A 12747-nucleotide genomic window follows, 5' to 3' on the forward strand; every position below is an offset into this window, starting at 1 on the left:
GGCGGTGCGCCAGCAATCACAACCGCAATGGGCGGTCTCTCAGCGAGCTGCTGCAGTGGTAGACACCTTTGTCCCCGAAAAAGCGGTTTTCGGGACGTGAATGCAGATGCCTTCTGCGCCGCGCCGGCCAATCCGCCGCCGGTCAGCGGATCAGGCTACGGCTGCCTTGGGCTTGCGGCCCCGGCGCACGTCGGGCTTGCGACCCAGGCCGATCTTCTTCGCCAGTTCGCGGCGCTTTTCGGCATAGTTGGGGGCAACCATCGGGTAGTCGGCGGGCAGATTCCAGCGCGCGCGGTAGTCATCCGGGGTCATGTTGTAGTGGGTCATGAGATGACGCTTGAGCATCTTCAGCTTCTTGCCGTCTTCGAGGCAGACGATGAAGTCGGGCTTGACCGAGGAACGGATCGAAACCGCAGGCTCGGGCTTTTCTTCGACGACCGGGGCAATGCCACCGAGGCCGGCGAGCGCGCCGTAGACGTTGGTGATCAGCGTCGGGAGATCTTCGACTGAAACGCTGTTGTTGCTTACGTGCGCGGATACGATGTCCGACGCCAGCGTGATCAACGTTTCGTTCATGTCGGGCTGGATATTATCCATTTTTATTGTCCTTTGGTGCGACCAAGTAGTTCGGGGGGTGGCAGGCCAATGAGGCCTTGCTCATCGTGCATTGGACCGTTTCGTTGTGAAGTGCAAGTTCATTTCAAATTTGCACACAATTCACGTATTCAGGCCAAAGACGCTGTCATCTATACTGGTTGTTACAACTTAACCCATGTCACAGGCGAATGTAATCGCATCAAGGCGCTGACCGCCAGGGGTGCGATAGTACTCACGTCTTTCGCCAATGGCGTGAAATCCGACATTTCTGTAAAGTGATTCCGCCGGGTTACCGCGTCTCATTTCAAGAAGCAGGCGTTTGGCTCCGCGACTGCGGGCACCGATGCGCAGCGTTTCAAGCAGGGACCGGGCCAGTCCTTTGCTGCGATAATGCGGGTCAACCGCAATCAGAAGAAGTTCTTCTTCTTCATACCCCGTGCGCGACAAGAAAAACCCGGCTGCCGATTCGCCGTCAACCGGTTCGCGGCCCTGTGCATTGACGAGGCTATAGTGGCAATTACCGAACTTGAGCGCGTCTTCGACTTGGCGTCGGTTCCACGCTTCCCCGTAAATCGGGTCGAAAGCGACCTCCATCACCGCCAGGATCTGGTCGACGTCGTCGGTCATGATGCCCCTAACGGCAGTTTCGCGTCTGGGGCACGGCCGTAGAGTGGTTGAGCGTCGACTGTCAGTACATCCTCCGCCAACAACGAAAAGGCGCGTGCATCGGGCCACAGGGGGAGGGCTCGGCCGGTTCCGCGCGCTGCGACCAGCGCTTCGGCCTGGTTCCCGGCGACGATATGCTCCACGGTTTCGATGGCGGCCGCACCGGGTGCGCGCGAGGTGAGCGGGCGGCAACTGGCGCCGTTGCTGCCGAATCCTTCGATGAACCATTCGCCGTGCCCGCCGGTCATGGCAACGCCCACCGCTTGCCCGCCTTCGGTATTGCGCGCCATTGCCGCGACGAGCGCAAGTGTCGGGTAGCCGACAAGGTCGGAGCCCCAGGCCAGCGCCAGCGCGCGTGCGGCGGCAAGGCCGACGCGCACACCCGTGAAACTACCGGGGCCGAGTGCGACGGCGATGCGGCTGGCCTGTCCGCGCTCCGGCAGTGCTGCGATCATCGGCACCAGTGCCTCGGCATGGCCGCGGCCCAACACACGGTAGTCACCTGCGATAAGGGTATCGCCAGCGAAAAGCGCGACAGAGCAGGCGTCGGTCGCACTGTCGATCACCAGTGTCGTCGCAGCCGGAGCCGGTTGCAAAGGCAGGGGTAAGTCCAGGGTGCCGGCCGTCACGCGTGGTCCTTCACGCAGCATGCCCGAAGCCCGCTCAGGCCGCGCGCACTTCACTTACTTCGGGGACGTAATGTTTGAGCAGGCTCTCGATGCCCTGCTTGAGCGTGGCGCTGGACGACGGGCAGCCCGAGCAGGCACCCTGCATCGACAAGTAAACCACGCCTTCACGGAAGCCGCGATAGACGATGTCACCGCCGTCGTTGGCAACGGCCGGGCGCACGCGGCTTTCGATCAGTTCCTTGATCTGCTCGACGATGTCGGCATCCGCCGGATCGTCGCCGAAATCGTCATCTTCGGCCGGGACGGAGAAGCCGGCCGCGCTGCCGCCCGCAAACAGCGGGGCTTCCGATACGAAATGATCCAGCAGGATCGAAACCACCTGGGGGCGCAGCGAAGGCCACTCGACGCCGGGCGCGGCAGTAACCGAGATGAACTCGGTACCGAAGAACACGCCCGTCACGTCGCCGAGGTCGAACAACGCTTCGGCCAGCGGCGATGCGGCCGCGTCCTCAGGCGATGTGAACTCGCGGGTGCCCGCCGGCATTACCTGCCGTCCGGGCAGGAATTTGAGCGTTGCGGGATTGGGCGTGGTTTCGGTTTCAATAAACATGATCCTTGCGATTTAGGTGAAGTCGCCGAAGGGTCAAGGGCAAGACTTGTCGTAACGTGTTGCATTGTGTGGGGGGCGACGATTTTGTGTAAAATAGTCGACGTTAAGTGGCGTGCGTGCGGGTTCAGGGATGCGCTATTCACTGGCCCTTAAGGAAACCGCCCCCTATACCTTTTGCGATGAAATCCTCTCCGCGCGCCGCACGCTCGCTCGCCTGCCTGCTTCTTCTCGCCCAGGCACCGATTCCGCCATTGCTTGCCAAGGAAGCCGCCGCCCGGGCCACGCCCGCGACGGGAACCATGGTGGCGCCGAGCGTTGGCCAGGCCGACCCCTGGCTCTATCGCGGCAGCGACATTCCCCGGGATCCTGAATGGCACTTCGGCGAACTGGGCAACGGCCTCAAATATGCGGTGCGCAAGAACGGCGTGCCGCCGGGCCAGGTGTCTATCCGCATCCGCGTCGATGCAGGCTCGCTTTACGAAACCGATGCAGAGCGCGGATATGCGCACTTGCTCGAACATATGCTGTTCCGTCAGTCGAAGTACTTGCCCGAGGGCACGGCGATCGCTGCCTTCCAGCGTCTGGGCGCGACATTTGGCAGCGATACCAATGCGGTGACCTCCACCACGCAGACGGTGTTCAAGCTCGACCTGCCCAACGCCACGCCGACCTCGCTCGACGATACGTTCAAGCTGATGAGCGGCATGGTCACCGCGCCCACGCTCTCGGCCTCGAACCTCAAGTCGGACCTGCCGATCGTGCTGGCCGAAATGCGCGAACGCGGCGGCGCTTCCAAGCGCGTGCAGGACGCAATGCAGAAGGTGCTCTACGCCGGGCAGCCGCTCGCCAACCGTGAGCCGATCGGCACCGTCGAATCGCTGACATCAGCCACCCCGGCCAGCGTACGCGCGTTTTATTCGCGCTGGTATCGCCCGGATAACGTGGCGGTGATCGTGGCGGGCGACGTCGATCCGGCGATGCTGGAATCCTACGTCAAGAAGTGGTTCACCGACTGGTCGGCCAAGGGCAAGCGCACGCCTGCACCCAGCTTCGGTGATCCGGCTGCGCCAAAGGGCGCCGACGCGAGCAACCCGGTGGGCGAGACCCGCGTGCTGGTCGAGCCGGACCTGCCGCCCTCGCTGATGTACGCGACCTTGCGCCCGTGGCGTCAGGTCACCGACAACATCGTCTACAACCAGGGCCTGATGACCGACGCTATTGCGCAGGCGATCATCAACCGCCGGCTCGAATCCAAGGCGCGTGCGGGCGGCAGCTTCCTGTCCGCCTCGGTCAACCAGGACGATGTCTCGCGCTCCGCCGATGCGACGTTCGTTTCCGTAACCCCGCTGGGCGACGACTGGCAGGCGGCGCTGCGCGATGTGCGTGCGGTGATCGCCGACGCGCTGACCCGCGCGCCCACCCAGGCCGAGATTGACCGCGAGGCCGCTGAACTCGACGTCGCCTTCCAGGTGCCGGTCGAGCAGCAGCGTATCCTGCCGGGATCGAAGCTGGCCGACGATCTCGTCAACGCGCTCGATATCCGCGAGACGGTGGCCGCGCCCGCCGACGTGCTGCGCATCTTCCGCGAATCGCAGGCGCTATTCACCCCGGATGCCGTGCTCAAGCACACCCGCCAACTGTTCACCGGTACGGTGACGCGCGGGCTGTTCACCGTTCAGGAAGCGGGCAAGGCGACCGACGAGCAGTTGCAGATGGCGCTTGCCGAGCCGGTCAAGGCAGACGCCAGCGTGCGCGCGGTGCTCGCCCCGGTTTCGTTCGAGAAGCTGCCCGCCATCGGCGCGCCGACCAAGGCGATTGCCGATGCGCCAACCGGGTTGCTGGAAATCGAGCAGCTTACGTTTGCCAATGGCGTCAAGGCGCTGCTGTGGCCGGTGGCGGAGGAGCCGGGCCGCGTCATGGTCAAGACCCGCTTCGGCGGCGGCTATCGCTCGGTCGATCCGAAGGATGCGGCCTACATCACTTTGGGCAATTACGCGCTCGTCGGCTCGGGCCTAGCCACGCTGGGTCAGGACGATCTCGACCGGCTCTCGACCGGGCGCAAGATGGGCTTCGACTTCGAGGTGAAGGACGCCGCTTTCGAGCTTTCCGCCGAAACGCGTCCGCAGGACCTTGCCGACCAGCTCTATCTCTTCGCGGCCAAGCTCGATCTGCCTCAGTGGGACGCGAACCCCTTCACGCGCGCCAAGGCGGCAGCGAAGATTCAGTACGCCACGTTCGCAACTTCGCCGCAAGGCGTGCTCAACCGCGACCTGCAGTTCTATCAGCGCGGGCAGGACCCCCGCTTCGCCACCCCCACGCCGGCCGAGATCGAAGCCACCACGGCCGAGGGTTTCAAGCGCGTGTGGAGCAAGCAGCTCAAGGAAGGCCCTGTCGAGGTCCAGATCTTCGGTGATTTCGACAAGACTGCCGCCATCGCCGCGCTGGAGAAGACTTTCGGCGCGCTCAAGACCCGCCAGCCTTACGCTGGCGCCGGCACCCCGGCGAAGATCGACGTGCCCAAGCCTTCCGACAAGCCTATCACTCTGGCCCACCACGGCGACCCGGACCAGGCGGCGGCAGTGATTTCGTGGCCGACCGGCGGCGGCGTCATGGGCATTCGCGAATCGCGCCAGCTTGAAATCCTCACGCAGCTGTTCACCAACCGCCTGATGGATGCCGTGCGCGAGAAGCTGGGCGTGTCCTATGCGCCTTACGTCTATTCCAGCTGGCCGGTGGACCTTGCCGCCGGTGGTTCGATCACGGCGATGGCGCAGCTCGATCCCAAGTCAGTGCCGATCTTCTTCCAGACCGCCGACGAGATCGCGCAGAACCTCATCAACAACCCGCCCACCGCCGACGAACTGGCGCTGGTGGTCGAACCGCTGCGCCAGCAGGTGACGCGCGCGGCGTCCAGCACTTCGTTCTTCATGAGCCAGCTTGAGGGCGCGACCAGCGACCCCTCGCGCATCGGCACCGTGCGGTCGGTGCTGAGCGACTATACGATCACCACCCCGCAGGCGATGCAGGCCCTGGCCGCGCGTTACCTGAGCAAGAACAACTCGTGGCGTCTCGAAGTCATGCCCGAGGGCAAGGAATCGAAGACCGTCGCAGCGAAGTAGGGTGGACGCTCGTCCCGGAGCCGATCCGGGGCGAGCGTCACCGCCAATCGAATTTCAACCCTCGCGCAACCGATCACGCTGATCGGGCAAACCATCTTTGCAAATATTGCCGCAGGGCGCTATGGGCCGCCCCTTGCTTGCGCCGCGCGAAAGACAAAAGGCGGCGTGCAAGGCGGCCCGCGCATGGTGCTGCGGGCATCGGGAGTTAAGAACGTGGCAAGCAACTGGACACCGGAGAGCTGGAAGGCGCACGAAGCGCGCCACCTCCCGGTTTATGGCGACGAGGCGAAGCTGGGCGAGGTCGAGGCCACGCTTGCGAAGTTCCCGCCGCTGGTCTTTGCCGGCGAAGCGCGTGCGCTCAAGGCTGACCTTGCCGAAGTGGCCGCGGGCCGCGGTTTCCTGCTTCAGGGCGGTGACTGCGCCGAGAGCTTCGCCGAGTTCAGCGCCGACAACATCCGCGACACGTTCCGCGTGTTGCTGCAGATGGCGGTCGTGCTGACTTTCGCCAGCAAGCAGCCGGTGGTGAAGCTGGGCCGCATGGCGGGCCAGTTCGCCAAGCCGCGCTCCGCACCGACCGAGACCATCGGCGGCGTGGAAATGCCCAGCTACTTCGGCGACATCATCAACGGCATCGAAGGCAACGCCGAGGCGCGCCGCAACGACCCTGAGCGTATGCTCAAGGCCTATGGCCAGTCGTCCGCGACGCTCAACCTGCTGCGCGCCTTCGCGCATGGCGGCTATGCGAACCTGCGCCAGGTTCACCAGTGGACGATGGAACACATCGGCCGCAGCCCATGGGGTGAGCAGTTCTCGCAGATGGCCGACCGGATCAGCGAAGCGCTCGATTTCATGGCGGCCTGCGGCGTCGATCCGATGACCGTGCCGCAGCTTCAGGGCACCGACTTCTACACCAGCCACGAAGCGCTGCTGCTCCCTTACGAGCAGGCGCTGACCCGCCGCGATTCGCTGACGGGTGACTGGTACGACTGCTCTGCCCATATGCTGTGGATCGGCGACCGTACCCGCTTCGAAGGCTCGGCCCATGTCGAGTACCTGCGCGGCGTGGGCAACCCGATCGGCATGAAGTGCGGCCCCAGCCTTGAGCCGGACGCGCTGCTGCGGATGCTGGACACGCTGAACCCCGGCCGCGAGCCGGGCCGCATGACGCTGATCAGCCGCTACGGCCACGACAAGGTCGAAGCCGGCCTGCCCAAGCTGGTGCGCGCGGTAAAGCGTGAAGGTCATCCGGTGGTGTGGTCGTGCGATCCGATGCATGGCAACGTCATCAAGGCTGACAGCGGCTACAAGACCCGTCCGTTCGAGCGGATCCTGTCCGAAGTGCGCGGCTTCTTCGCGGTTCACCGCGCCGAAGGCACCCACGCGGGCGGCATCCACATCGAGATGACCGGGCAGGACGTGACCGAATGCACCGGCGGCGCCATCGCGGTTACCGATGCCTCGCTGGCTGATCGCTACCACACCCACTGCGACCCGCGCCTCAACGGTGCGCAGTCGATCGAGCTGGCTTTCGAGATGGCGAACCTGCTCAATCTCGAAGCGACCGAACGGCAGAAGCAGGCCGCGTAACAGCGGTTTTACCGGCACGAAAAAGGGCGCGGGAGGCAATGCTTCCCGCGCCCTTTTTCATTTGTGCGTCCACCCCCACGGTGGAGGATGATCGACCTCAATCGGTCGGCGGGGTTTCCACGAATTCGGCCTTCGCCTCCTCACCCATGCCGTGTTTCAGCACCATGGGCAGCTGCGAGAAGGTGAAGAGGAACGACAGCACCGTGAAGCCCCAGAGCTTGGCCTGCATCCAGGTGTCGAAGCTGACGGTATAGACCAGCGCCGTGTTCAAGACCGCCAGCACCAGGAAGAACCACGCCCAGTTGCGCGACAGTTTCATCCAGCCTTCGTCGTTCAGCCCCTCAAAGGCGGACTGGAGGAGGTACTTCAGCATCGGCTTGCCCCTGAACAGGCCGACGAACAGCACCACCGAGAACAGCAGGTAGACCGCCGTAGGCTTGATCTGGACGTAGAACGGATTGCGGAAGATCACGGTCAGCGCGCCGAAGCCGAGGATCAGCACCGTCGTCAGCCACAGCATCGGCGAGATATGGCCAAGCCGCCATTTCGATACCGCGAGCGCCGCCACCGTGGCGACCATGAACGCCACGGTGCCCTTGATGACGGCGGTGACGGTGCCGACCATGTTGTTGTCATCGCTCGGCGCGAAGTGGCGGTAGGCGAGGAAAAAGACGAGCAGCGGCCCGAAATCGACGACGAGGTTCACCCAGCTCGATTTGGGTTTGGGCTTGCCGGGAGCTTTGGAGGTATCAGTCATCAGGCAATTCCCGCGATCACCCGCGCGAGCAGGTCCGGGTTGAAGGGGCGCAGGTCGTCGATCTTCTCGCCTACGCCGATGGCATGGATGGGCAGGCCGTACTGCTCGGCCGCCGCGACGAGGACGCCGCCGCGCGCGGTGCCGTCCAGCTTGGTCATGATCAGGCCCGAGACGCCCGCCACTTCCTTGAAGGTCTCGATCTGTGAAAGCGCGTTCTGGCCGTTGGTGGCATCCAGCACCAGCACCACGTCATGCGGAGCGGCGGGGTTCAGGCGGCCCAGGACGCGGCGGATCTTGGCCAGCTCATCCATCAGTTCGCGCTTGTTCTGGAGGCGTCCGGCAGTGTCGACGATCAGCGTGTCGATGCCCTGTTCGGTCGCCGCCTTCAGCCCGTCGAACACGATGGAGGCCGGGTCGCCGCCTTCGGGGCCGGTGATGATGGGGATGGAAAGCCGGTCCGCCCATACGCGCAGCTGGCCGATGGCGGCGGCGCGGAAGGTGTCTCCGGCGGCCAGCATCACCGAATAGTCCTGTTCCTGGAACAGGTGCGCCAGCTTGGCGATGGTGGTGGTCTTGCCCGATCCGTTGACGCCGATCACCAGGATCACCTGCGGGCGAGGGAAGGCGATGATGTCGAGCGGCTTGGCCACGGGGCGCAGGATCTCCGCGATCTCGCGGGCGACCACTTCCATGATCGCGCGTTCGTCTGCGGCGCGCTCAAAGCGTTCTTCGGCAAGCCGGGCGCGGATGCGGGCCGCCGCACGCGGGCCGAGGTCCGACATGATGAGCGCATCCTCGAGATCGTCGAGCTGCGCTTCGGTAAGCCGCCCGCCGCCGACAATGCCGGAGAGGTTGCCGGTCAGGCGCTCCGAGGTCTTGCGAAAACCTCCGAAGAGGCGCTCGGACCAGTCGCCGCCGGTTTCAGGAGTCCCCGTATCGTTCTGGGGGCCGTCGATACTCATGCTTCCAGTATTCCTTCGACTACCCTTGCGGGCACAACGCTCACCAGCGTTCCGGGCTGCGTATCTGCGGGGACGCGGACGGGGGCGAAATCCGGCGCATGGCCGGTTCCGCCCTTTTCGGCGAGCACCCTTAGCGGTTTGCCCAGATGGGCGGCAAGCCACGTCGCCCGTTCGCCCGCCAGCGCTTCGCGAAGCTGCGCGGCGCGGGCGCGGATCACGGCGTGTTCCACTTGCGGCATCCGCGCTGCAGGGGTGCCGGGACGCTGCGAGTAGGGGAAGACGTGGCCGTGGGCGATGCCAAGTTCGGCGATGATGGAAAGGTTCGCCTCGTGCGCGGCCTCGTCCTCGGTCGGGAAACCGGCGATGAGGTCGGCGCCGATCGCCACATCGGGGCGGCGCGCGCGCAGGCGTTCCACAAGGTCGACCGCATCGGCGCGGCTGTGCCGGCGCTTCATGCGCTTGAGGATGAGATCGTGGCCGTGCTGGAGCGAAAGATGGACGTGCGGCATTACCCGCGCCTCTGCGGCCAGAAGTTCGAACAGCGCCTCGTCCACTTCCGCCCCGTCGATCGAGGAGAGGCGCAGGCGCGGCAGCTGCCCGAACCGCGCGAGGATCGCCTCGCACAAAGCGCCGAGGCGCGGCTCACCGGGAAGGTCGCTGCCCCAGGAGGTGAGATCGACGCCGGTCAGCACGATCTCCTGCACCCCTGCGGCGAGGTGGACGGCGATGTCTTCCAGCACTTCGGCTATGGAGCGCGAGCGGCTGGGCCCGCGTCCCTGCGGGATGACGCAGAAGGTGCAGGCGTGGTCGCAGCCGTTCTGCACTTGCACGAAGCCGCGCGTATAGCCGCGCTTTACAGCGGGGCGGGGAGCGGGCGGCACGTTCCAGGCGCGCGGGTCGAGCTTGGCGGTATTGGCGATGAGGCCGTCGACCTCTGGCATGGCGGCCAGCATGTCGCGCTCCACCTCGGCGGCGCAGCCGGTGACCAGCAGGCGCGCGTCAGGCCGGGCGCGGCGGGCGCGGCGGATCGCCTGGCGGGTCTGGCGCACGGCCTCTGCGGTGACCGCGCAGGAATTGATGACGACGAGGTCCTCTTCGCCGTCCAGCAGCCCGCGCAGGGTTTCGCTTTCGGCGATGTTGAGCCGGCAGCCGAGCGTGTGGACCTCGACGGTCAAGCGATGATCCCGAAGTCCGCCGGATCGAAGCTGCCGCGAAACGCCTCAGTGGCGGGGCCGCTCATGACGATCTCGTCGTCTTCGCGCCATTCGATCACCAGTGGGCCGCCGGGCAGGCTGACGGTGACGCGGCGGTCGACAAGACCGCGCTTCATCGCGCCGATCGCGCTGGCGCAGGCGCCCGTGCCGCAGGCGCGGGTGAGGCCGGCACCGCGTTCCCACACCCGCAGGATCATCGCATCGCGTGCGGTGATGGCGGCGACGTTCACATTGACGCGCTCGGGGAAGATCTGGTCGGTCTCTATCATGGGGCCGATGCGGGCCATGTCGATGGCGTAAGGATCGGACACGAAGAAAATGACGTGCGGGTTACCCACGTTGACGGCGATGGGATTGACCAGTTCCTCCCACGCCACCGGCATCGCATGGGTATCCATCGCATATCCGAGGGGGATCGCGTTCCAGTCGAACCGGGGCTTGCCCATTTCCACGCTGATGCCGGTTTCGGACGGGGTGGAGGTGAGCAGGCCGCCCAGCGTCTCGATCCTGGCGGCACGGCCATGCAGCAGGCCGACCGCGCGCGTGGCGTTGCCGCAGGCTTCCACTTCGCTGCCGTCGGCATTGAAGATGCGCATGCGAAAATCGGCGGCGTCGGAAGGTTCGAGCAGGATCAGCTGGTCGCAGCCGATGCCGGTGTGTCGGTCCGCCACAGCGGCCGCGAAAGCCGCGTCCATCGCGGGCAAGGGACGAAGCCGCGCATCGAGCACGACGAAATCGTTGCCGAGTCCATGCATCTTGGTGAATTCGATCCGCATGGCGCGCGATCTAGGAGTTGCGAGGGCCAAGGTCCAGTGTTGTCGTCATTGCGGACCTGCACGTGAAACCGAATGCCGGACTGCCGGATGGGTCAGCCGAGCCCGGACTTCGGCAGCAGCGGGACCGGCGGCTCCCCGGGCGCTTTGTTTTCGCTGTGCGGCCCGGCGTCCAGCCATTCGCCCAGGTCGCGGGCCGGGCGGGGGCGGCCGTAGAGGTAGCCCTGTCCGGTGATCTCGCCGTACTGGCGCAAGTGGTCGAGAACGTCCTGTGTCTCGATGCCTTCGGCGGTGATCGGCAGGTGCAGCCCCTTGCCCAGCGTGGTGACGGCGCGCACGATGGCGGCGCTGTCCTTGTCATCGACGAGGCTGGACACGAAGCTGCGGTCGATCTTGATGCGGTCGAACGGGAGTTCGCGCAGCTGCCCGATCGAGCTGTAGCCGGTTCCGAAATCGTCGAGGCTGACGCGGATACCCTGGTTTTTCAGGCTGGTTATCAAGGAACGCACCTGGGCCAGGTTCTGGTGCAGGCAGCTTTCGGTGATCTCCACCTCGAGCCGTTGAGGCGGAAAGTTGGCTTCCACCAGCATCCGCAGCAGCTTCTGTGCGAACCACGGGTCGCGAAGCTGGATCGGCGAGATGTTTACCGCCAGTGTCAGGCGCGGGTCCCATGCCCGGGCATCTTCGAGGGCCTGCGCGATCACGCTTTGCGAAAGTTCTGCGATGACGCCGATATCCTCGGCGACGGGGATGAAGATGTCGGGCGCGACGATCCCGAATTGCGGCGAGTCCCAGCGCGCCAGCATCTCGAAACCGATCAGTTCGCCGGTCTGCAGGTCGATCTGCTGTTCGTAGAAGGGCACGAATTGGCCGCGCGGGATGCCCTGGCGGATGCCGTTCTCCAACTCGGAGCGAAAGCGCATCTCGTCGGCCATGTGCGCCTCGAACCACGAGAAGCCGTTCCGGCCCTGCCGTTTGGAGTGGTACATGGCGATATCGGCCATTTCGAACAACGAACTGACCCGCCCGGCCGGCGATTCGCCAGCGAGATCTGAACGCGACAGGCCGATCGAGGCGCTGACCGCAATATTCACGGCGTTGATCCGCGCGGATTCGCCGATCGAGGCGACCAGCACTTTGGCGATATGATCGACGAATTCGGGGCGCTGCCGATCGAAGGGCAGGGCAACGGCGAATTCGTCGCCGCCGATGCGCCCTACAAGAGCGCCGCGCGGCAGCGCCGCGCCAATGCGGCGAGCGCATTCGCACAGCAGCAGGTCGCCGACCGAATGGCCGTTGTGGTCATTGACCTGTTTGAAATTGTCGAGGTCGATCATCATCAGCGCGGTCGCCCGATGCTGATCCTCCCCATGGTTCATGCCGGGGCCGGCACTCTGGGCAATCAGCGCATCGACGCCGGCATTGAAGCTGCGGCGGTTGAGGAAGCCGGTCAGCGGATCGGTTTCAGCCAGTCGGCGCGCGGCGTTTTCGGCCGTCTTGCCGGCCGCGATTTCTTCGCAGAGTTGGCGGTAGCGGCTCCAGCCGAAGATGATGATGGCGATGTTGAGGAGGAAGGCGTCGAGCATGAAGCGGTCCGGTCCCGGACCCTCGCCCCTGAGCGAACGCACGACGGCCGGGCCGATTTCGCTGCCCGTCGCGACGAAGAGGATGATCGCCGCCGTGACGATGCCCAGCGCGACGACGTCGACCTGCCTTCCGGCGGCGGTGTCTTCGCTGTCGTTGCCGGCAATCTGGAATTTCACTGCGCGCACTGACGTGGCCCCCTAGGGTGTCGCCCCTAAGTCTCCTGCCCTAAGTAAACGCTCTGAAGTA

General features: G+C 65.1%; 11 protein-coding genes. 2 read left to right on the top strand and 9 right to left on the bottom strand.

The window, feature by feature from the left end:
* Positions 1-150: 150 nt before the first annotated feature.
* From V474_RS00950 to V474_RS00965, 4 genes are all read right to left on the bottom strand, one after another.
* Positions 151-597, bottom strand: a complete 447-nt coding sequence (locus V474_RS00950) for a MucR family transcriptional regulator (RefSeq protein WP_043976223.1) — start codon at positions 595-597, stop codon at positions 151-153.
* Between the two features lie 168 nt (positions 598-765).
* The gene (locus V474_RS00955; protein ID WP_059149711.1) at positions 766-1224 is read right to left on the bottom strand and encodes a GNAT family N-acetyltransferase; all 459 of its coding nucleotides are present in this window, start codon (positions 1222-1224) and stop codon (positions 766-768) included.
* Complete coding sequence (gene tsaB / locus V474_RS00960) at positions 1221-1892, bottom strand: tRNA (adenosine(37)-N6)-threonylcarbamoyltransferase complex dimerization subunit type 1 TsaB (RefSeq protein WP_236710473.1); 672 nt, start codon at positions 1890-1892, stop codon at positions 1221-1223. The genes V474_RS00955 and tsaB overlap by 4 nt, the downstream gene beginning before the upstream one ends.
* 34 nt (positions 1893-1926) lie before the next feature.
* Complete coding sequence (locus tag V474_RS00965; RefSeq protein ID WP_059149712.1) at positions 1927-2502, bottom strand: NifU family protein; 576 nt, start codon at positions 2500-2502, stop codon at positions 1927-1929.
* A 179-nt stretch (positions 2503-2681) separates the two neighbouring features.
* Here V474_RS00965 and V474_RS00970 point away from each other — a divergent pair, with 179 nt between their 5' ends.
* Positions 2682-5621: a M16 family metallopeptidase gene (locus tag V474_RS00970; RefSeq protein ID WP_059149713.1), complete on the top strand. Its 2940-nt coding sequence runs from the start codon at positions 2682-2684 to the stop codon at positions 5619-5621.
* Between the two features lie 213 nt (positions 5622-5834).
* Positions 5835-7208 (top strand): class II 3-deoxy-7-phosphoheptulonate synthase, encoded by a 1374-nt coding sequence (locus V474_RS00975; protein ID WP_059150707.1) that lies wholly within the window; start codon positions 5835-5837, stop codon positions 7206-7208.
* A gap of 97 nt (positions 7209-7305) precedes the next feature.
* Here the strand turns inward: V474_RS00975 and V474_RS00980 are convergent, their stop codons facing one another.
* The 5 genes from V474_RS00980 to V474_RS01000 form a co-directional block, all read right to left on the bottom strand.
* Positions 7306-7965 (bottom strand): inner membrane-spanning protein YciB, encoded by a 660-nt coding sequence (locus tag V474_RS00980; protein WP_059149714.1) that lies wholly within the window; start codon positions 7963-7965, stop codon positions 7306-7308.
* Positions 7965-8927 carry a signal recognition particle-docking protein FtsY gene (gene ftsY, locus V474_RS00985; protein WP_059149715.1) on the bottom strand — a complete coding sequence of 321 codons (963 nt, stop codon included), beginning with the start codon at positions 8925-8927 and terminating at the stop codon, positions 7965-7967. The genes V474_RS00980 and ftsY overlap by 1 nt, the downstream gene beginning before the upstream one ends.
* Entirely contained in the window at positions 8924-10102 is a 1179-nt protein-coding gene (locus V474_RS00990) for a MiaB/RimO family radical SAM methylthiotransferase (protein WP_059149716.1), read from the bottom strand. Before V474_RS00990 ends, ftsY begins: the two co-directional genes overlap by 4 nt.
* Positions 10099-10917, bottom strand: a complete 819-nt coding sequence (gene dapF, locus V474_RS00995; protein WP_059149717.1) for a diaminopimelate epimerase — start codon at positions 10915-10917, stop codon at positions 10099-10101. The genes V474_RS00990 and dapF overlap by 4 nt, the downstream gene beginning before the upstream one ends.
* A 92-nt stretch (positions 10918-11009) precedes the next feature.
* Positions 11010-12686, bottom strand: a complete 1677-nt coding sequence (locus V474_RS01000; RefSeq protein ID WP_236710482.1) for a putative bifunctional diguanylate cyclase/phosphodiesterase — start codon at positions 12684-12686, stop codon at positions 11010-11012.
* Positions 12687-12747: the final 61 nt, after the last annotated feature.

Source organism: Novosphingobium barchaimii LL02 (genome assembly GCF_001046635.1).
In the GTDB taxonomy this organism is placed as follows: Bacteria; Pseudomonadota; Alphaproteobacteria; order Sphingomonadales; family Sphingomonadaceae; genus Novosphingobium; species Novosphingobium barchaimii.